The organism is Kitasatospora sp. NPDC028961 (assembly GCF_055564815.1).
In genome coordinates this window covers 804,711-823,634 of the sequence record NZ_JBVHVO010000001.1, presented here as the reverse complement: position 1 = coordinate 823,634, position 18,924 = coordinate 804,711, and the positions used below count along the sequence as shown (strand labels likewise).

Annotated in this window: 27 protein-coding genes; 4 read left to right on the top strand and 23 right to left on the bottom strand. The window is 68.6% G+C overall.

All coding sequences use genetic code 11. From position 1 onward, the window contains the following. Window positions 1-20 precede the first annotated feature (20 nt). The 19 genes from rplR to ACZ4UX_RS03650 form a co-directional block, all read right to left on the bottom strand. On the bottom strand, window positions 21-404 hold the full coding sequence (rplR, locus tag ACZ4UX_RS03740; protein ID WP_209414075.1) for a 50S ribosomal protein L18: 384 nt from the start codon (window positions 402-404) through the stop codon (window positions 21-23). Between the two features lie 3 nt (window positions 405-407). Then, window positions 408-947 carry a 50S ribosomal protein L6 gene (gene rplF / locus ACZ4UX_RS03735; protein ID WP_329488120.1) on the bottom strand — a complete coding sequence of 180 codons (540 nt, stop codon included), beginning with the start codon at window positions 945-947 and terminating at the stop codon, window positions 408-410. A 22-nt stretch (window positions 948-969) separates the two neighbouring features. Continuing rightward, a complete protein-coding gene (gene rpsH / locus ACZ4UX_RS03730) occupies window positions 970-1,377 on the bottom strand; it encodes a 30S ribosomal protein S8 (protein WP_031063036.1) in 408 nt (135 codons plus the stop codon). Window positions 1,378-1,651: 274 nt separating this feature from the next. Further along, complete coding sequence (locus ACZ4UX_RS03725) at window positions 1,652-1,837, bottom strand: type Z 30S ribosomal protein S14 (protein WP_030393303.1); 186 nt, start codon at window positions 1,835-1,837, stop codon at window positions 1,652-1,654. A gap of 4 nt (window positions 1,838-1,841) precedes the next feature. Then, complete coding sequence (gene rplE, locus ACZ4UX_RS03720) at window positions 1,842-2,411, bottom strand: 50S ribosomal protein L5 (RefSeq protein WP_030300393.1); 570 nt, start codon at window positions 2,409-2,411, stop codon at window positions 1,842-1,844. After that, window positions 2,411-2,722 (bottom strand): 50S ribosomal protein L24, encoded by a 312-nt coding sequence (gene rplX / locus ACZ4UX_RS03715; RefSeq protein ID WP_030055828.1) that lies wholly within the window; start codon window positions 2,720-2,722, stop codon window positions 2,411-2,413. The genes rplE and rplX overlap by 1 nt, the downstream gene beginning before the upstream one ends. A gap of 15 nt (window positions 2,723-2,737) precedes the next feature. Next, entirely contained in the window at window positions 2,738-3,109 is a 372-nt protein-coding gene (gene rplN / locus ACZ4UX_RS03710) for a 50S ribosomal protein L14 (protein WP_030393301.1), read from the bottom strand. A gap of 102 nt (window positions 3,110-3,211) precedes the next feature. After that, window positions 3,212-3,484 carry a 30S ribosomal protein S17 gene (rpsQ, locus tag ACZ4UX_RS03705; RefSeq protein ID WP_030055826.1) on the bottom strand — a complete coding sequence of 91 codons (273 nt, stop codon included), beginning with the start codon at window positions 3,482-3,484 and terminating at the stop codon, window positions 3,212-3,214. Continuing rightward, complete coding sequence (gene rpmC, locus ACZ4UX_RS03700) at window positions 3,484-3,708, bottom strand: 50S ribosomal protein L29 (protein WP_063348970.1); 225 nt, start codon at window positions 3,706-3,708, stop codon at window positions 3,484-3,486. The genes rpsQ and rpmC overlap by 1 nt, the downstream gene beginning before the upstream one ends. Then, window positions 3,708-4,127: a 50S ribosomal protein L16 gene (rplP, locus tag ACZ4UX_RS03695; protein ID WP_030393299.1), complete on the bottom strand. Its 420-nt coding sequence runs from the start codon at window positions 4,125-4,127 to the stop codon at window positions 3,708-3,710. Before rplP ends, rpmC begins: the two co-directional genes overlap by 1 nt. Before the next feature lie 5 nt (window positions 4,128-4,132). Further along, the gene (gene rpsC, locus ACZ4UX_RS03690) at window positions 4,133-4,957 is read right to left on the bottom strand and encodes a 30S ribosomal protein S3 (RefSeq protein ID WP_327677868.1); all 825 of its coding nucleotides are present in this window, start codon (window positions 4,955-4,957) and stop codon (window positions 4,133-4,135) included. Then, window positions 4,957-5,304: a 50S ribosomal protein L22 gene (rplV, locus tag ACZ4UX_RS03685; RefSeq protein ID WP_329488124.1), complete on the bottom strand. Its 348-nt coding sequence runs from the start codon at window positions 5,302-5,304 to the stop codon at window positions 4,957-4,959. Before rplV ends, rpsC begins: the two co-directional genes overlap by 1 nt. Window positions 5,305-5,354: 50 nt before the next feature. After that, window positions 5,355-5,636 carry a 30S ribosomal protein S19 gene (gene rpsS, locus ACZ4UX_RS03680; RefSeq protein WP_030055821.1) on the bottom strand — a complete coding sequence of 94 codons (282 nt, stop codon included), beginning with the start codon at window positions 5,634-5,636 and terminating at the stop codon, window positions 5,355-5,357. 11 nt (window positions 5,637-5,647) lie between these two features. Beyond that, window positions 5,648-6,484, bottom strand: a complete 837-nt coding sequence (gene rplB, locus ACZ4UX_RS03675; RefSeq protein WP_327677872.1) for a 50S ribosomal protein L2 — start codon at window positions 6,482-6,484, stop codon at window positions 5,648-5,650. 43 nt (window positions 6,485-6,527) lie between these two features. After that, a complete protein-coding gene (rplW, locus tag ACZ4UX_RS03670) occupies window positions 6,528-6,848 on the bottom strand; it encodes a 50S ribosomal protein L23 (protein WP_380382396.1) in 321 nt (106 codons plus the stop codon). Further along, window positions 6,848-7,525, bottom strand: a complete 678-nt coding sequence (rplD, locus tag ACZ4UX_RS03665) for a 50S ribosomal protein L4 (RefSeq protein ID WP_329488126.1) — start codon at window positions 7,523-7,525, stop codon at window positions 6,848-6,850. The genes rplW and rplD overlap by 1 nt, the downstream gene beginning before the upstream one ends. Window positions 7,526-7,529: 4 nt before the next feature. After that, the gene (rplC, locus tag ACZ4UX_RS03660; protein WP_327677876.1) at window positions 7,530-8,177 is read right to left on the bottom strand and encodes a 50S ribosomal protein L3; all 648 of its coding nucleotides are present in this window, start codon (window positions 8,175-8,177) and stop codon (window positions 7,530-7,532) included. A gap of 14 nt (window positions 8,178-8,191) precedes the next feature. Beyond that, window positions 8,192-8,500, bottom strand: coding sequence for a 30S ribosomal protein S10 (gene rpsJ / locus ACZ4UX_RS03655; protein WP_012785157.1), 309 nt, complete (start codon window positions 8,498-8,500; stop codon window positions 8,192-8,194). A gap of 542 nt (window positions 8,501-9,042) precedes the next feature. Further along, window positions 9,043-10,857: a phospholipid carrier-dependent glycosyltransferase gene (locus ACZ4UX_RS03650; RefSeq protein WP_465705304.1), complete on the bottom strand. Its 1,815-nt coding sequence runs from the start codon at window positions 10,855-10,857 to the stop codon at window positions 9,043-9,045. 358 nt (window positions 10,858-11,215) lie between these two features. Between ACZ4UX_RS03650 and ACZ4UX_RS03645 the strand changes: the two genes are divergently transcribed. Continuing rightward, a complete protein-coding gene (locus ACZ4UX_RS03645) occupies window positions 11,216-12,460 on the top strand; it encodes an acyltransferase family protein (protein WP_465705302.1) in 1,245 nt (414 codons plus the stop codon). A 224-nt stretch (window positions 12,461-12,684) separates the two neighbouring features. Here ACZ4UX_RS03645 and ACZ4UX_RS03640 read toward each other — a convergent pair whose 3' ends face one another. The 4 genes from ACZ4UX_RS03640 to rfbB form a co-directional block, all read right to left on the bottom strand. Next, window positions 12,685-13,461, bottom strand: a complete 777-nt coding sequence (locus ACZ4UX_RS03640; RefSeq protein ID WP_465705300.1) for a glycosyltransferase family 2 protein — start codon at window positions 13,459-13,461, stop codon at window positions 12,685-12,687. Continuing rightward, window positions 13,458-13,859 carry a DUF2304 domain-containing protein gene (locus ACZ4UX_RS03635; RefSeq protein WP_329488130.1) on the bottom strand — a complete coding sequence of 134 codons (402 nt, stop codon included), beginning with the start codon at window positions 13,857-13,859 and terminating at the stop codon, window positions 13,458-13,460. Before ACZ4UX_RS03635 ends, ACZ4UX_RS03640 begins: the two co-directional genes overlap by 4 nt. A 110-nt stretch (window positions 13,860-13,969) precedes the next feature. Then, window positions 13,970-15,286, bottom strand: a complete 1,317-nt coding sequence (locus ACZ4UX_RS03630; RefSeq protein WP_465705298.1) for a lipopolysaccharide biosynthesis protein — start codon at window positions 15,284-15,286, stop codon at window positions 13,970-13,972. Then, window positions 15,283-16,257 (bottom strand): dTDP-glucose 4,6-dehydratase, encoded by a 975-nt coding sequence (gene rfbB / locus ACZ4UX_RS03625; protein ID WP_329488132.1) that lies wholly within the window; start codon window positions 16,255-16,257, stop codon window positions 15,283-15,285. Before rfbB ends, ACZ4UX_RS03630 begins: the two co-directional genes overlap by 4 nt. Before the next feature lie 81 nt (window positions 16,258-16,338). Between rfbB and rfbA the strand changes: the two genes are divergently transcribed. The 3 genes from rfbA (at window position 16,339) to ACZ4UX_RS03610 (ending at window position 18,869) form a co-directional block, all read left to right on the top strand. Next, entirely contained in the window at window positions 16,339-17,214 is an 876-nt protein-coding gene (gene rfbA / locus ACZ4UX_RS03620) for a glucose-1-phosphate thymidylyltransferase RfbA (protein WP_329488133.1), read from the top strand. After that, window positions 17,211-17,810 carry a dTDP-4-dehydrorhamnose 3,5-epimerase gene (gene rfbC / locus ACZ4UX_RS03615; protein WP_329488135.1) on the top strand — a complete coding sequence of 200 codons (600 nt, stop codon included), beginning with the start codon at window positions 17,211-17,213 and terminating at the stop codon, window positions 17,808-17,810. Before rfbA ends, rfbC begins: the two co-directional genes overlap by 4 nt. A 156-nt stretch (window positions 17,811-17,966) precedes the next feature. After that, window positions 17,967-18,869 carry a glycosyltransferase family 2 protein gene (locus tag ACZ4UX_RS03610; protein WP_329488136.1) on the top strand — a complete coding sequence of 301 codons (903 nt, stop codon included), beginning with the start codon at window positions 17,967-17,969 and terminating at the stop codon, window positions 18,867-18,869. The last annotated feature ends 55 nt before the right edge of the window (window positions 18,870-18,924 follow it).

Here is an 18,924-nt window from a genome sequence, read left to right as displayed (position 1 = left end):
CGACTGAGCCGACGAGCGGCTTAGAAGTCGAGCCCGGCCTCACGGGCAGCATCGGCCAGAGCGGCGATGCGGCCTGCGTACCGGTTGCCCGCGCGGTCGAAGACGACCGACTCGATGCCGGCGGCCTTGGCGCGCTCGGCGACCAGGCTCCCGACCTTCTTGGCCAGCTCGGTCTTGTCGCCCTCGACGCCCTTGATGGACACGTCGAGGGTGGACGCCGACGCCAGGGTGTGACCCTTGGCGTCGTCGATGACCTGGGCGACCATGTGACGGTTCGAGCGCGTCACAACGAGGCGCGGACGCACCTCGGTGCCGACGACGCGCTTGCGAACGCGGATCGCGCGGCGCTTGCGAGCGGCGCTCTTGTAGGCGTTGCCCTTGCCGATCTTGACAGAGACGCTCATCGCTTACTTACCACTCTTTCCGACCTTGCGGCGGATGACCTCGCCCGCGTACTTGACGCCCTTGGCCTTGTACGGGTCGGGCTTGCGCAGCTTGCGGATCTTCGCGGCGACCTCGCCGACCTTCTGCTTGTCGATGCCGTCCACGTGGAACTTGGTGGCCGACTCGACGACGAAGGTGATGCCCTCCGGGGCCTCGACCAGGATCGGGTGGCTGTAGCCGAGCTGGAACTCCATGTTGGAGCCCTTCGCCAGGACTCGATAGCCAACACCGCTGATCTCCAGCGACTTGCGGTAGCCCGCGGTCACGCCGGTGATCATGTTCGCCACCAGCGTGCGGGAAAGGCCGTGCAGGGCCTTCGACAGACGCTCGTCGTTGGGGCGGGTGACGAGCAGCGTGCCGTCCTCGCCCTTGCCGATCTCGATCGGCGCGGCGACATGGTGGGTGAGGGAGCCCTTGGGGCCCTTCACCGAGACCGCCTGGCCATCGATGGTGACGTCCACGCCGGCGGGAACCGGGATGGGCAGCCGTCCAATGCGCGACATTGCTGTACCTCCGTTTCCCGAATTACCAGACGTAGGCGAGAACTTCTCCGCCTACGCCCTTCTTGGCTGCCTGCTTGTCGGTGAGGAGACCGGAGGACGTGGAGATGATCGCCACGCCCAGGCCGCCGAGCACCTTCGGCAGGTTGGTGGACTTTGCGTAGACCCGCAGGCCCGGCTTGCTGATCCGCTTGATGCCAGCGATCGAGCGCTCACGGTTGGGACCGAACTTGAGCTCGATGGTCAGCTTCTTGCCGACCTCGCCCTCGACGGGCTCCTCAACCTTGTAGGAGGAGATGTACCCCTCCTGCTGCAGGATCTGGGCGACGTGCGCCTTGATCTTGCTGGCCGGCATCGCCACGGAGTCGTGGTACGCCGAGTTAGCGTTACGCAGACGCGTGAGCATGTCTGCGATGGGGTCGGTCATGGTCATGATGGCCTCAGGCCTCTCTCGCCGTGGTTTCTCCGCACCAGGTCCCCCGTGTTCCTGAGGAACACGGGGCACAGGCGCAGGGGACCTGCGACGTAGTAAGTCTGGGTGCGAGCCCTCGAAGAGGGTCAGCGGCCGCTACGGAGCGACCGTGACAGGGGGCCCGACCCCACTACCTTACGGGATTCCGTACGGGAGCCCAAAAACGGGCGATGTGGGATCGGGCACCCTGCTTCGCGTGATGCGACTAGAGCGGTTGCCCTCTAAGGGAAGAGGACTACCAGGAGCTCTTGGTCACGCCCGGCAGCTCGCCGCGGTGCGCCATCTCACGGAGGCACACACGGCAGAGGCCGAACTTGCGGTACACCGAGTGCGGGCGACCGCAGCGCTGGCACCGGGTGTAGGCCCGGACGCCGAACTTCGGCTTCCGCTCGGCCTTTGCGATGAGGGACTTCTTCGCCATTGGCTCACGCCTCCTTGAACGGGAAGCCCAGAGCGCGCAGGAGCGCCCGGCCCTCGTCGTCGGTCTGAGCGGTGGTCACGACGGTGATGTCCATACCGCGCTGACGGTCGACCTTGTCCTGGTCGATCTCGTGGAACATAACCTGCTCGGTCAGACCGAAGGTGTAGTTGCCACGGCCGTCGAACTGCTTGGGGGAGAGACCACGGAAGTCACGGATACGCGGCAGAGCCAGCGACACCAGACGGTCCAGGAACTCCCACATGCGGTCACCACGAAGGGTGACGTGGGTGCCGATCGGCTGGCCCTCGCGCAGCTTGAACTGCGCGATGGACTTACGAGCCTTGGTCACGGCCGGCTTCTGACCGGTGATCGCGGTCAGGTCGCGGATCGCGCCCTCGATCAGCTTGCTGTCACGGGCGGCCTCGCCGACACCCATGTTGACGACGACCTTGACCAGGCCGGGCGTCAGCATGACGTTCTCGTACGAGAACTGCTCCTGCAGCTGACCCTTGATCTCGGAGTTGTAACGCTCCTTGAGACGGGGGGTCACCTTCTCAACAGACGTCTCAGACATCAGATGTCCTCACCGGTTCGCTTGGCAACGCGGATCTTGTTGCCCTCGTCGTCGAAGCGGTAGCCAACGCGGGTGACGACCTTCTTGCCGTCCTTCTCCACGACCAGCTGGACGTTGGAGACGTGCACCGGGGCCTCGACGGTGACAATGCCACCCTGAGTACCCGGGCCCGGCTTGGTGTGCTTCTTGACCCGGTTGACACCCTCGACCAGGACCTTGTTCTCGGCGGGCATGGCCTGGATGACCTTGCCCTGCTTGCCGCGGTCCTTGCCGGTGATGACCTGGACCAGGTCACCCTTCTTGATCTTCATGCTGTTCGCCATGGGTTAGAGCACCTCCGGCGCCAGCGAGATGATCTTCATGAACTTCTTGTCGCGCAGCTCGCGGCCCACCGGGCCGAAGATGCGGGTACCGCGGGGGTCACCATCGGTGTTCTTGAGAACCACGGCGGCGTTCTCGTCGAACCGGATGTACGAACCGTCGGGACGGCGGCGCGACTTCACGGTACGGACGACGACGCACTTGACGACGTCACCCTTCTTGACCGAACCGCCGGGGATCGCGTCCTTGACGGTCGCGACGATGACGTCCCCGATACCGGCGTAGCGGCGACCGGAACCACCGAGAACGCGGATGCAAAGGATTTCCTTCGCGCCCGTGTTGTCGGCGACACGCAGTCGCGACTCCTGCTGGATCACAGCTTTCTCCTGATCGTCAACGAGAGCTGACGGGCCGGCCGCTGCTCACACCGGCGCCCGCGAGGGACCCGTTGCACATACGGCCGTACCACATCGACTTCGTTACTTGGCCTTCTCGAGGATCTCGACGACGCGCCAGCGCTTCGTCGCGGACAGCGGGCGGGTCTCCGCGAGGAGGACCCGGTCGCCGATGCCGCAGGCGTTCGCCTCGTCGTGCGCCTTCAGCTTGTTCGTACGGCGGATGACCTTGCCGTACAGAGCGTGCTTGACGCGGTCCTCGACGGCGACGACGACGGTCTTGTCCATCTTGTCGCTGACGACGAGGCCCTCACGGGTCTTGCGGAAACCGCGCGTCTCGTTGGTGTTCTCAGTCATCAGGCGTTCTCCACCGTCTCGATGCCCAGCTCGCGCTCGCGCATCAGGGTGTAGATCCGCGCGATGTCCTTACGGACGAGCTTGAGCCGTCCGTGGTTGTCGAGCTGCCCGGTCGCCGCCTGGAAGCGGAGGTTGAACAGCTCCTCCTTGGCCTCACGGAGCTTGGCAACGAGACCCTCGTTGTCCAGCTCGCGGAGGTCAGCAGCCTTGGTGCCGGCCGACATCAGCTCTCACCTGCCTCGCGCCGGATGATCCGGCACTTCATCGGGAGCTTGTGAGCTGCGCGGGTCAGCGCCTCACGAGCCACCTTCTCGTTGGGGTACGACAGCTCGAACATGACCCGACCCGGGTGCACGTTCGCGATCCACCACTCGGGCGAACCCTTACCGGAACCCATGCGGGTCTCGGCCGGCTTCTTGGTGAGCGGACGGTCCGGGTAGATGTTGATCCAGACCTTGCCGCCACGCTTGATGTGACGGGTGACGGCGATACGAGCGGACTCGATCTGCCGGTTCGTCACGTAGGCCGGGGTAACGGCCTGGATGCCGTACTCGCCGAAGGCGAGCTCGGTGCCACCCTTGGAGGCGCCGCGGCGCTTCGGGTGGTGCTGCTTGCGGTGCTTGACCCGACGGGGGATCAGCATTTGGGTCAGGCCTCCGTTCCGGTGTTCTCGGCAGCCGGGGTCTCGGCGGCGACCGGGGCCTGAGCCTCGGTGCCGGCGGGACGACGGCCACGGCCACCGCGCTCGCCACCACGGCGCTCGCCACCGCGGGCGGGACGACCACCCTCGGGACGGGCCGGACGGTTGCCCGAGCGGGCAGCGGCGTTCTCAGCGCGGACCTCGGCGATGTTCTTGACGTCGCCCTTGTAGATCCAGACCTTCACGCCGATACGGCCGAAGGTCGTCTTGGCCTCGAAGAAGCCGTAGTCGACGTTCGCGCGCAGGGTGTGCAGCGGCACACGGCCCTCGCGGTAGAACTCCGAACGGCTCATCTCGGCGCCGCCGAGACGACCGGAGCACTGGACCTTGATGCCCTTGGCGCCGGACTTCATGGTGCCCTGCATCGACTTGCGCATGGCACGGCGGAAGGAGACGCGGGAGGACAGCTGCTCCGCGACGCCCTGAGCCACGAGCTGGGCGTCCAGCTCGGGGTTCTTGACCTCGAGGATGTTCAGCTGGACCTGCTTGCCGGTCAGCTTCTCCAGGTCGCCGCGGATGCGGTCGGCCTCGGTGCCACGGCGACCGATGACGATGCCGGGGCGCGCGGTGTGGATGTCGACGCGGACGCGGTCGCGGGTGCGCTCGATCTCAACCTTCGAGATGCCGGCGCGCTCCATGCCCTTCGTCATCATGCGACGAATGGCGACGTCTTCCTTGACGTAGTCCTTGTACAGCTTGTCGGCGTACCAGCGGGACTTGAAGTCCGTGCTGATGCCGAGGCGGAACCCGTGCGGGTTAACCTTCTGGCCCATTACCGGGTCCCTTCCTTGCTGCTGACGACCACGGTGATGTGGCTGGTCCGCTTGCGGATCCGGTAGGCACGGCCCTGGGCACGCGGACGGAACCGCTTCAGGGTCGGGCCCTCGTCAACGTACGCCTCGCTGATGACGAGGTCGTCCACGTTGGAGTGGTTGTAGTTGTGCGCGGCGTTGGCAATGGCGCTGTTGAGCACCTTGCTGACCGGCACGGTAGCGGCCTGCGGAGCGAAACGCAGGACCGCCTGGGCCTCCGTGGCGTTCAGGCCACGGATGAGGTCCACCACGCGGCGGGCCTTCATGGGCGTGACGCGGATGTACCGCGCCTGGGCCCTGGCTTCCATGGTTGTCCCCTTGCTGGTGTAAGTCATTGAGTCGGTAATCTCGCTGGCGACTAGCGACGCTTCGACTTGCGGTCGTCCTTGACGTGACCGCGGAAGGTACGCGTCGGCGCGAACTCGCCGAGCTTGTGGCCGACCATCGACTCGGTGACGAACACCGGGACGTGCTTGCGGCCATCGTGCACCGCGATCGTGTGGCCGAGCATGGCCGGGAAGATCACGGAGCGACGGGACCAGGTCTTGATGACGTTCTGGGTACCCGCCTCGTTCTGAGCGTCCACCTTCTTGAGAAGGTGGCCGTCAATGAAGGGGCCCTTCTTGAGACTGCGCGGCATCTGACCTGCTCCTAGCGCTTCTTGTTGGTCTTGCGGCGGCGCACGATGAGAGCGTCCGACGCCTTCTTCGGGCGACGGGTACGACCCTCCTTCTGGCCCCACGGCGAGACCGGGTGGCGACCACCGGAGGTCTTACCCTCACCACCACCGTGCGGGTGGTCGATCGGGTTCATGGCCACACCACGCACGGTCGGGCGAACGCCCTTCCAGCGCATACGGCCGGCCTTGCCCCAGTTGATGTTCGACTGCTCGGCGTTGCCGACCTCGCCGACCGTCGCGCGGCAGCGCGCGTCGACCAGGCGGATCTCACCGGAGGGCATGCGCAGGTGCGCCATCTTGCCCTCACGCGCCAGCAGCTGGATGCCGGCACCGGCGGAGCGGGCCATCTTGGCACCGCCGCCGGGACGCAGCTCCACCGCGTGGATGGTGGTACCGACCGGGATGTTGCGAAGCGGCAGGTTGTTGCCGGGCTTGATGTCGGCGCCAGGGCCGTTCTCGACCCGGTCGCCCTGCGCGATGCCGCGCGGCGCGATGATGTAGCGCTTCTCGCCGTCCGCGTAGTGCAGGAGCGCGATGCGCGCGGTGCGGTTCGGGTCGTACTCGATGTGCGCGACCTTGGCCGGCACGCCGTCCTTGTCGTGACGACGGAAGTCGATCACGCGGTAGGCGCGCTTGTGACCGCCACCCTGGTGGCGAACGGTGATCCGACCGGCGTTGTTACGGCCGCCCTTGCTGTGCAGGGGGCGAACCAGCGACTTCTCCGGCGTGGACCGCGTGATCTCTACGAAGTCGGCCACGCTGGAGCCACGACGGCCCGGCGTAGTCGGCTTGTACTTGCGGATGCCCATTTGGCTCTCTCGTCCTCGTCCTTATCGACGATCACGATCTCCGTTAGGAGACCGGACCACCGAAGATGTCGATGCGGTTGCCCTCAGCCAGCGTCACGATGGCGCGCTTGGTGTCCTTGCGCTTGCCAAAGCCCGTCTTGGAGCGCTTGCGCTTGCCCTGACGGTTGAGCGTGTTGACGGACTCGACCTTGACCGAGAAGACCGTCTCGACGGCCTGCTTGATCTGGGTCTTGTTGGCACCGGGCGACACGACGAACGTGTACTTGTTCTCGTCGAGGAGCGAGTAGCTCTTCTCCGAGATGACCGGCTTCACCAGGACGTCACGGGGGTCCGTGAACGTCTTGCTCGTGATCTCTGCAGCCATCAGGCGGCGCTCCCTTCGAGCTCGCCCTCAGCAGCCACGGCCTTGGCGGACGCGGCGGGACCCGCCACGAAACGCTCGAAGGCGGCCTGGGTGAAGACCACATCGTCGGAGACGAGCACGTCGTAGGTGTTCAGCTGGCCGGCGTCCAGGATGTGCACGTGCGGCAGGTTACGAGCGGACTTGAGGCCCAGCTCGTCCGCGCGCTCGACGACCAGGAGGACGTTCTTGCGCTCGGTGATCTTGCCGAACAGGCTCTTCGCGGCCTTGGTCGACGGCGCCTCGGTCGCGGTCACGTCGGTGATGACGTGGATGCGGTTGTGGCGGGCCCGGTCGGTGAGCGCACCGCGCAGGGCGGCGGCGATCATCTTCTTCGGGGTCCGCTGCGAGTAGTCGCGCGGCACGGGACCGTGCACGACGCCACCGCCGGCGAACTGCGGCGCGCGGGTCGAGCCCTGACGGGCGCGGCCGGTGCCCTTCTGGCGGTACGGCTTCTTGCCGCCACCGCGGACCTCGCCACGCGTCTTGGTCTTGTGGGTGCCCTGACGGGCCGCAGCGAGCTGCGCCACGACGACCTGGTGCATCAGCGGAACGCTGACCTTCGCGTCGAAGATCTCGGCCGGCAGCTCGAGGCTGCCGGTCTTGTCGCCCGAGGGCGACAGGATGTCAATGGTGCTCATATCCTCACAGCCCCTTCGCCGCGGTGCGGACGAGGACGAGGCCGCCGTTCGGGCCCGGGATTGCGCCCTTGATCAGGAGCAGCCCCTTCTCCGCGTCAACGGCATGGATGGTCAGGTTCTGGGTGGTCACGCGCTCGTGGCCCATCCGGCCGGCCATCCGTACGCCCTTGAACACACGACCCGGGGTGGCGCAGCCACCGATCGAGCCGGGCGAGCGGTGCTTGCGCTGCACACCGTGACCGGCGCCGAGGCCCCGGAAGTTGTGGCGCTTCATGACACCGGCGAAGCCCTTGCCCTTGGAGGTGCCGGTCACATCGACCTTGACACCCGCCTCGAACAGCTCGGCGGTGATCTCCTGGCCCAGCGTGTACTCGGACGCGTCCGTGGTACGCAGCTCGACCAGGTGCCGGCGCGGGGTGACACCGGCCTTGGCGAAGTGACCCGCGAGGGGCTTGTTCACCTTGCGGGGGTCGATCTCGCCGAAGCCGATCTGGACGGCGTCGTAGCCGGCCGGGCTGTCGGCGGTGTGGACCTGGGTCACGACATTGGGCCCAGCCTTGACGACGGTCACCGGAACGATCCGGTTGTTCTCGTCCCAGACCTGGGTCATGCCGAGCTTCTCGCCCAGGATGCCCTTAATCTGCTTAGCCATCTTCGGTGTGCCTCTCAGAGCTTGATCTCGATGTCGACACCAGCCGGCAGGTCGAGACGCATCAGCGAGTCAACCGTCTTCGGCGTGGGGTCGAGGATGTCGATCAGACGCTTGTGAGTGCGCATCTCGAAGTGCTCGCGCGAGTCCTTGTACTTGTGCGGCGAGCGGATGACGCAGTACACGTTCTTCTCAGTGGGCAGCGGCACCGGGCCCGCGACCTGCGCACCAGTGCGAATGACGGTCTCGACGATCTTCTTCGCCGAGGAGTCAATCACCTCGTGGTCGTAGGCCTTGAGCCGGATGCGGATCTTCTGTCCCGCCATGGCTACTCAGTAGTCCTTTGTGTCGTCTGCTGCTTCTACGGCCGGATTCATCCAGGTGGACTGTGTCCGGTGGTGCCTGTGGATGGTTTCCTCCGACCCACGCGGTCGGGCGTGTCGCCCTGTCGCTTGCAAAAAGTCCGCGAAGAGGTTTCCCTCTGCGGATTTCCTACGGATCGGTGAGGTCTTGCATCCACCAGGCGCCGGATCGAGGCCCCGCCCACGCTTCCCGGAAGATTCCCGTACGTCCGCCCCGCAGCTGCCGCGGTGTCGCCTTCACACCACTGCGTCCACATACCTCACGTGAACACATGAACGGCCATCACGGGAACGACGAGTACATGGGACTCGCTTCCAGTCCTCCCGGCGGGAGGCGCGTAGCATCGGCACTCAACCGAGCAACTTGGACATACTGCCACATGGAGCAGCGACAAAGCCAATCGGGGCCGGCGGGGATCTCCCCCGCCGGCCCCGATGGGGTCCGTCCCGGTCAACCGGCGCATCCGGTCACCCGGGGCGCCCGGTCAACCGGCGCGTCCGGTCGCTCAGCGCTTGCGCCAGATCATCCAGCCCTGCTGCTTGTTGGTCCGCTCCACGTACCACTCGTCCGGATGTTCCTTCCAGTAGGACTCCGGCGCCTTCCCCTCCTCGGCGAGCGGGGTGACGATCGCGGTCGCCGCGGCGGGGACGGGCTGCCAGCGCGGGTCCAGGTACCAGACCCGGCCGTCGTAGACCTCGAAGGCCTGGGCCATCCGCAGGCTGCCGTCGAGGTCCCAGGCGAGCACCAGGTTGTCCTTGGGCTTGATCCCGGCGGCCTTGGTGAAGCCCGTCGCGAGCGGCTTGCGCCAGTCCGAGTGCGGGTAGGCGACCTGCTCGGTGATGGTCGCGGTGGCGAACCCGGCGAACAGCGCGAGCGAGAGGCCGACCGCCCAGAGCACCCGGCGCCCGCCGGCCACCAGCATCAGGGCGACGGCGCCGAGGATGATGAACGCCGCGGCGGTCGAGCGCATCATGTTCAGCCTGGACCAGTCGGCGGCCAGGAAGGTCACGTCCGGCATGCCCCAGCCGATGAAGACCTGGGTGTGGAGCAGCTTGCCGGCGGACCAGATCACCAGCTTGGCGAGGACGAGGGTGAGCACCACCGAGCCCGCCACCGTCAGGACGACGTTGCGCAGGCTGAACCGGGCGAGCACCGCGACCCCGGCCACGAAGGCCACCGGGACGAGGTAGGCCACGTAGCGGGCGTAGACCCAGTTGTCGATGCGGGCGTCGTCCGGCAGGGCGGCGGCCGAGGCGAGCGCGGTGCCGACGAGCAGGGCCACCATCACGCCGCCGACGATCCGGTGCGGGCGCGGGAAGCGGCCGCTGAACAGCGCGAACAGGCAGACCACGACCGCCAGGCCGCCGATCCCCCAGGTGGAGACGATGAAGTACCAGATCTGCCCGGTGGTCCTGGTCAGCGTGCGCTGCAGGATGTCGGGGTTCTTCAGGCCGTCGATCAGGTAGCTGCCGACCTTGCTCGGCTCGACGGTGAACTGGCGGTCGAGCCACCAGGAGAGCGCCTTGGCGCCGACCGAACCGACGGCGAGCGCGCCCAGGCCGACCAGCGTGGTGCGCCACGGGGCCCAGCGCAGCACCAGGACGCCGACGAGGACCACTCCGGTGAGCGCCACCACGACACCGCCGCGGTCGTGCGTGGCCATCGTGTACGCGGCGGCCGCGCCGGTGCCGGCCGCGTACCAGTAGCGGTGCTTGACCGGGCCCTCGCTCAGCCAGCCGTGCATGCAGAGCAGCCAGGCCAGGATCAGCACCGGCAGCACGGTGTCCGACATGACGAACTCGGAGTAGAAGATCACCGGCGGCAGCAGCGCGGTGGCCCCGGCGAAGACGTACGCCAGCAGCCGGCGCAGACCGAGCCGGCGCAGCGCCAGGTAGGCCAGCGGGAAGACCAGCGCGTTCAGCAGCGCGTTGATCCCCATGATCAGGTGGTAGGCCATGACCGGGTCGTCGGCGATCCGGAACGCCGGGGAGATCAGCAGCGGGTAGCCGCCCGGGATCACCACGCCGACCGGCATCTCGGTGGTCGGCCGGCCGGCCAGCACGCGGGCCAGTACCAGGTACCCGTCCTCGTCCGCGTGGACGGAGGGGTAGCTCATGTGCCGGACGAGGACGAGCCGGAAGAGCACCTCCGCGGCGTACCCGGCCACCAGCGCGGCCGGCCAGAACCAGCGCCGCCCGCGGGCCTCCTCGAACCGCCGCACCGCCCGGGCCGCCAGACCCGCCGACCGCGAGGCGCCGACCCGTCTCGTCCCCTGGACACCGTCCAGCTGCTCGTCGACGGTCTCTGCTGAAGTCTGCACTGGAGCTCCGAACCTTCCCCTGGTCACCCGGCCGGGCATACGATCCGGCATGCCGACGGGCCGTTCACGGTCCACCCGGCAGCACACCGCGCCGTTCGGACAGACCAGTTGTGAAGGTCACGCTAACAAGTCACCCAGACTCGACCTTCCCGCGCACATACCACGTGCGGCGCGCCGCTCATGGTAGCGATAGCCCCCAGGGCCTGTCACAGCCCGATCAAGCGGTGCCGACGCCCTCCGGGTGCGATCCGACAGCCCGGCTAAAGTGTCCAACGTCATTTGCGTCCCGTCCGCCGGTCCAGCCTTTCGACCAGTTGAGGCAGACCTGCTCCCCTACCAGGCCCGGAGCCCTCCAGACATGTCTCGCACTTCGCGCAAGCGGCCTGCTTTCCTGGCCGCTCCACCCTTGGCGGAGGCCCTCGGGCGGAAGAACGGCTTCGGACTGCTCCGCCTGGTCCTCGCCGTCGCGGTCATCTTCGCGCACGCGATGCCGCTCGGCATGAGCAAGCCGGACCTCGGCCTGCTGCAGTCCCGCGGCCAGACCAACGTCGGCGCCATCGCGGTGGCCGGGTTCTTCGTGCTCTCCGGCCTGCTGATCACCCGCAGCGGCATGCGTCTCTCCACCGGCCGCTTCCTCTGGAACCGCGCGATCCGCCTGCTGCCCGCGCTCTGGGTCTGCATCCTGCTGACGGCGTTCGTAATAGCCCCCCTGGTGGCCCGGCACCAGGGCCGGCTGGACGGCTTCTGGTCGCACCCAGAGGGCCCGTTCGAGTACCTGAAAGCCAACTGGGCGATCGGCGTCAACCAGTGGGGCATCTCCGGCCTGCTGGACCACAACCCGCACGTCGGCGCCTTCAACGGGTCGATCTGGTCGCTCGGCACCGAGGTGTTCTGCTACCTGGTCGTCGCCCTCTTCGCCGCCATCGGCATCCTGCGCAGCGCGCGGTGGGCCGTGGCGCTCATGATCGGCGGCATGTACGCGTTCATGGTCTACCTGGCGCTGGACTACGACTTCCTCCGCGCGCCGATCTACGCGACCACCGGCCTGCCCACCTGGCGGCTGCCGTTCCTCTCCTGGATCGCGCCCGAGCAGCTGCTGCCGGTCGGGTTCATGTTCGGCCTCGGCGCGCTCGCCGAGCTGTACCGCAAGAAGCTGCCGATCAACGACGTCGCCGGTGTGCTGGCGTTCGTGGTGTTCCTCGCCAGCACGCGGTACGGGGCCTTCACCGTCGTGGGACTGCCCGCCTTCGCCTACGGGCTGCTCTGGCTGGCCGCCCGGATGCCCGACCCGCTGACCAAGATCGGTACCAAGGTCGACGTGTCGTACGGCGTGTACATCTACGCCTTCCCGATCCAGCAGTGCCTGACGCTCTGGCAGGTCCCGCGGCACGGCTACGCCGTCTACACCGGACTGTCCGTCCTGCTCGCGGTCATCGCGGCCCTCTTCTCCTGGCACCTGGTGGAGAAGCCCGCGCTGAAGCTCAAGGACCTCGGACTGCCCCGCAAGCAGGAGACGGCACCGGCCCCCAGCCGCCCGGTGGACGTCCCGGTGGCGGTCGGCGCGCCGGTGCCTGTCGCTGCGGAGGCGACCGCCGACCGGTAGGAACCCTTGGGGACGAAGGCCGAGGGCCGGTACGCGGTGCGTACCGGCCCTCGGCGTTTCCCGGAGGACGGGCGGGGTCGGGTCCCGCCGCACCGCACCCGTGCCCCGGCGGAGGTCCCTGCGACGAAGCGAAGCCGCTCCACGCCCGTCGGCGGGCGTGGAGCGGCTTCGAGAAACGGGCGGCGGGCTCCGAAGTGCCCCGCCCCTGACGTCCGGTACGAGCGTCAGGACCGTCCGGCCAGCTCGGGGCGGCGGGCCTGCTGCTTGCTCGCGGGCTCGATGGTCTTCAGGTGCTTGGGCATCCGGCGGATCATCGCGAGCAGGAGCACCAGGCCGGCGCGGGCCAGGTAGATCGTCGCCTTGATCGGGGAGGCGCTGGGCGTACCGGTGGTCCGCTCGCGCATCGCCACCGGGACCTGCCGGATGACGAAGCCGCAGCGGGCGGCGCCGACCATGCTCTCGATGGTGTCGCCCAGGTACTCGACCGGGTACCACTGCGAGAAGAACTCGATCATCGGCTTGTTGCAGGCCTTGAAGCCCGAGGTGGTGTCGGTGAGGCGGGTCCGGGTGACCCTCGACAGCACCACCGAGAGCAGCTTCATCGCCCAGCTGCGCGGGCCGCGCACCTTGTAGCTGCCCTGGCCGGCGAACCGGGCGCCGATGACCAGGTCGGCTTCCTGGAGCTTCTCCAGCAGCGCCGGCACGTACGCGGGGTCGTGCTGGCCGTCGGCGTCGCACTGGATGGCGACGTCGTAGCCGTGCAGGTGCGCGTAGCGGTAGCCGAACCGCATGGCGCCGCCGACGCCGAGGTTGTACGGCAGCTGCGCGACCCGGGAGCCGGCCGCGGCGGCCACGGCCGCGGTGTTGTCCACGGAGCCGTCGTCGACCACCAGGGTGTCCACGCCGGGGAGCTTCTGCTGGATCTCGTGGAGGATCTTGGGCAGACCCTCCGCCTCGTTCCAGGCGGGGAGGATGATCAGAACCCGCTTGCCGTCGATCATGCCGTCACCCCGGAGTCCGTCGCCTTGCCGGCGTCGTTGCTGCTGCGTGCGATCGGGTACCCGTGGTGCTCGGCCAGGTGGGCCCGCATCATGGCGACGTCCTCGGCCAGGGTCCGGGTCTCCGCCTCCAGCCGGGAGGCCTCCCAGCTCAGGTGCAGCGAGACCATCAGGACCAGGACGAAGCCCGCGAAGAGCACGAGGCTCACGCCGGAGGCGATGCCGAGCCGGCGGGCGGTCGAGTCGAGGATCGTCGGGAAGAACCCGAGCGGCGCCACGACGACGCCGATCGCGAGCCAGATAGCCGCGTACTTCTCCCGGAGTTGCTGTCGGCGCAGCAACTCCAGGATGTAGACGAGCACCAGCACGCCGGTGATCGAAGTGATGACGGTGAGATGCACGACTGGAGGCGCCTTTCAGCGGCAGTGGCGTGGCCAAGGGTAATCACATATTAAAGGCGTGGCGTGAACGTCCCGCCACCGCCGGCTGTGCCAGGCCCTAAGAACGGGCGTCATACCTCCGACGACTGGTGTGCCGCCAGTGGTGCCCGGTGTTCCGCCACGGGCCGGGCCGGGGCGGACAGCGAGCGGGCCAGCGCCCACAGCATGGCAGCAGCGCTCACGGCCGCACCAGCCAGGTAGGCGAGTTCGACCCTCGTCGCGATGTCTCCGGGCACCAGCGTGACGGCCACCAGCACCACGGAACCGGCCAGCCACGAGAGCAGCTGGCGCTGGTGGCGCCCGAGTGCGAGCAGGGCCTGGCCGAACACGGTCGCCAGCATGTAGCAGAGGGTGCCGAGGGCCAGCCAGAGGAAGTCCACCGAACCCAGCACGTCCTGCGCCTTGAAGAACAGCCGGATCGCCCAGGGGCCGAGGATCACCGTCGGCAGGCCGGCGGCGGCGCTCATCAGCACCACGATGCCGCCGGTGCGCAGCAGGACCTTGCGGAACTCCCCGTGGTTGCCGGCCGCGGCGGCGCCGGAGAGCGAGGAGACCAGGGAGGCCTGGATCGCCGCGTAGGCGAAGAGCGGCACCCGGGCCAGCACCACGGCGTTCAGCAGGGCGGCGATCAGCGCCTTGGAGGACGGCGAGAGCACGCCGACGCTGACCACGGCCGCGTTGACCATCAGCTGGGCCAGCAGCGTCGAACCGGTCAGCAGGCCGAGCCCGGTCACCACGTCGCGCCAGACCGGGGCCGGCCCGCCGCGCCGGTCCGCGAGGACCGAGCGCATCCCGATCGCCGAGGCGGCGAGCGGTGCGGCGACCAGGATCAGCGCGAACGCGAACGCGGAGTGCGCGCCGAACACCGGGATCAGCGCGGCGAGCCCGATCCGCAGCCCGCCGTCGACGGCGAGCTGCATGCCGTACGCGCCGAAGTTGCCCAGGCCGGCCAGCGCCCCGCGGGCCACCGAGCTCACGGCCAGGCCGACCAGGGCGCCGCCCAGGCCGGCCACCAGGCCGAGGTCGCCGGAGAAGAAGCGGTCCGCGATCGGCCGGGCGGCGGCCGCGATCACGGCCAGCACCGCCACCAGGACCCCGGCGGTGACCAGCAGGACCCGCCGGACCGCCGGTCCGGGGCCCTGTCCGGCCACGTCACGGGCGGCCACCAGGCGGGTCAGCTCCAGCTCGACCGGGGAGAACAGCCCGTACCCGACGGACATGACCACGGTCCAGAGCATCGAGACGCCGGCGACCTGGGTGGTGTCCAAGCTGTGCCCGGCCAGGGCCAGGAAGATGTACGAGGAGACACCGAGGACCACGGTGCCCCCCGCGACGAGCCGCACACCGGGGGGCAGCGCCCCCAGCAGCTTGGCCACCGGGTTCGTCATCGCAGGGTGGCCTTGGCCTTCAGCGGCTCCCACCAGGCGCGGTTCTCGCGGTACCAGGCGATGGTGGCGGCGAGGCCGTCCTCGAAGCGGACCTGCGGGGCGTAGCCGAGCTCCTCGCTGATCTTGGTGATGTCCAGCGAGTAGCGCAGGTCGTGGCCCTTGCGGTCGGCGACCGGCTCGACCATCGACCAGTCGGCGCCGGCCGCCTGGAGCAGCAGCTCGGTGAGCTCCTTGTTGGTGATCTCGGTGCCGCCGCCGATGTTGTAGACCTCGCCGGAGCGGCCCTTGCGCATGGCCAGCTCGATGCCGCGGCAGTGGTCGGAGACGTGCAGCCAGTCCCGGATGTTGCCGCCGGTGCCGTAGAGCGGCACCTTCCTGCCGTCCAGCAGGTTGGTGGTGAACAGCGGGATGACCTTCTCCGGGAACTGGTAGTGCCCGTAGTTGTTGGAGCAGCGGGTGACCACCACGTCCATGCCGTGGGTGCGGTGGTAGGCGAGCGCCAGCAGGTCCGAGCCGGCCTTCGAGGCCGAGTAGGGGGAGTTGGGCGCCAGCGGCCACTCCTCGGTCCACGAGCCCTCGGAGATGGAGCCGTAGACCTCGTCGGTGGAGACGTGGACGAAGCGGCCGACGCCGTGCTTCTTGGCCGAGTCCAGCAGCACCTGGGTGCCCAGGACGTTGGTGACCACGAACGGGCCGGCGCCCTCGATGGAGCGGTCCACGTGGGACTCGGCCGCGAAGTGGACGACCACGTCGTGGCCGGGCATGACCTGGTCGACGGCCTCCGCGTCACAGATGTCGCCACGCACGAAGGAGTAGCCGCTGTGACCGGCGACGGGCGCCAGGTTGGCCTCGACGCCCGAGTAGGTGAGCTTGTCGAAGACGGTGATCTGATCCGTTGCGTCGGCGCCGAGCAGCTGGCGGACGAACTCTGAACCGATGAAGCCGGCGCCGCCGGTGACGAGGATGCGCATAGTGCGGGCAGTCTACCGGTGTGCCCCGGGGCCCTCGCCCCGGGTCAGCGGCGGGCTCCGAACCTCACATAAGCTGCGCGCATGCGTGGAATCCTCTTGGCGGGCGGCACCGGGTCACGACTGTGGCCGCTGACCCGAGCAGTCTCGAAGCAGCTCCTCCCCGTCTTCGACAAGCCGATGATCTACTACCCGCTGTCGACCCTGGTCATGGCGGGCATCAGCGAGATCCTGATCATTACCACCCCGCAGGACCAGGAGCAGTTCCAGCGGCTGCTCGGCGACGGCTCCCAGTTCGGCCTCAAGCTGGAGTACGCCGTCCAGGAGAAGCCGGAGGGCATCGCCCAGGCCTTCGTGCTCGGCGCCGACTTCATCGGTGACGAGCCCGTCGCGCTGATCCTCGGCGACAACATCTTCCACGGCAGCGGCCTCGGCACCCGGCTCGCGCAGCGCACCGCGCCGCAGGGCGGCATGGTGTTCGCCTACCCGGTCGCCGACCCGACCGCGTACGGCGTGGTGGAGTTCGACGACAACGGCCAGGTCATCTCCATCGAGGAGAAGCCCACCCAGCCCAAGTCCCGCTACGCGGTGCCCGGCCTGTACTTCTACGACAACCGCGTGGTCAAGATCGCGGCCGGCCTGCGCCCGAGCGCGCGCGGCGAGCTGGAGATCACCGCGGTCAACGAGGAGTACCTCAAGACCGGCGAGCTGCACGTCACCATCCTCGACCGCGGTACCGCCTGGCTCGACACCGGCACGTTCGTGTCGATGGTGCAGGCCTCCGAGTTCGTCCGGGTCATCGAGGAGCGCCAGGGCTTCAAGATCGGCTGCATCGAGGAGGCGGCCTGGCGGGCCGGCCTGATCGACGACGCGCAGCTGCGCGAGCTGGCCGAGCCGCTGTGCAAGAGCGGCTACGGCGACTACCTGATCGCGCTGCTCGAAGAGGAGGCGGCCCGGTGAAGTTCCGTGAGCTCTCGATCCCCGGCGCCTTCGAGGTCACCCCGCAGCAGCACGGCGACCCGCGCGGCCTGTTCATGGAGTGGTACCGCTTCGACCGGCTCGAAGAGGTGGTCGGCCACCCGCTGAAGTTCGCCCAGGGCAACCTCTCGGTGTCCGCCAAGGACGTCGTGCGCGGCATCCACTTCGCCGACGTCCCGCCCGGCCAGGCCAAGTACGTCAGCTGCGTGCGCGGCGCCGTGCTCGACGTGATCGTGGACCTGCGGGTGGGCTCCCCCGCCTTCGGCCGCTGGGAGTTCGTCCGGCTGGACGACGCCGAGCGCAGGTCGGTCTACATCCCCGAGGGCCTCGGCCACGGTTTCTGCGCGCTGACCGACGACGCCACGCTGTCCTACGTCTGCTCCGAGACCTACAACCCGACCGGTGAGCACGCGGTGCACCCGCTGGACCCGGACCTCGGGATCGAGTGGCCCACCGACGCCCCGCAGCTGTCCGCCCGGGACGACGCCGCGCCCTCGCTGGCCGAGGCGCTCGCCACCGGCCTGCTGCCGGACTACGAGAAGTGCCTCGCCTTCACCGAGAGCCTGCGCACCCGCTGAACCGCCCGATGCCCGGGCCCGCCGCCCTCCGGCGCGGGCCCGGGCATCGTCGTCCGCCCCGGCGGGAGCCGCCGACCGGCTCAGTATGATGGGCCCGCCGCGGGGTCCTCGCCCCGCACCCGGCCCCGACTCAGACCAGCGGATGTGCCCTCCACCATGACCACTCTGGAAATCCTGCTTCCGTACTACGGCGACGTCGCGCTGATGCAGGCCGCGGTCCGCAGCGTGCTGGCGCAGAGCGATCCCGACTGGCGGCTGACCGTCGTCGACGACGGCCGGGAGCCCGGCGTCCCGGAGTGGTTCGCCGAGCTCGGCGACCCGCGGGTGCGGTACTTCCGGAACGAGCAGAACCTCGGCGTCACCGGCAACTACCGCAAGTGCCTGGGCATGGCCGAGTACGAGTACATGATGTTCATGGGCACCGACGACATCATGCTGCCCAACTACGTCGCCACCATCCGCTCGATCCTGGCCCAGTACCCCGGCGTCGCGATGATCCAGCCGGGCGTCCAGGTGATCGACGGCGACGGGAAGCCGACCAGCTCGCTGGCCGACGAGGCCAAGCGCCGGATCTACGCGCCCAAGCAGCAGGGCCGCACCCTGCGGGGCGGCGAGGAGCTCGCGGTCAGCCTGCTCAAGGGCAACTGGCTGTACTTCCCGTCGATCTGCTGGCGCACCGAGGCCGTGCGGACCACCGGTTTCCGCGACAACCTGGAGATCATCCAGGACCTCGCGCTCGTCATCGACCTGCTCCAGGCCGGCGAGCACATGGTCGTCGACGACGTCCGGGCGTTCCAGTACCGCCGGCACACCGTCAGCATCTCCTCGAAGTCCGCCTACAGCGGCACCCGGTTCACCGAGGCCCGCCGGTACTTCCTGGACGCCGCCGACCGCCTGGACGCGCACGGCTGGCCGCGGGCCGCCAAGGCCTCCCGGATGCACCTCTCGGCCCGGATCCACGCCCTCACCCTGGTGCCCGGCGCGATGCGCGCCGGCCAGTGGGACGGGGCGAAGGCCCTGCTGCGCAACGCCACCAGCACCGCCGCCCGCCCCCGCTGACCCAGCCGCCACCGTCCCGGGCCGTCCACCGTCCGGGCCCCATCACCGTCCCAGG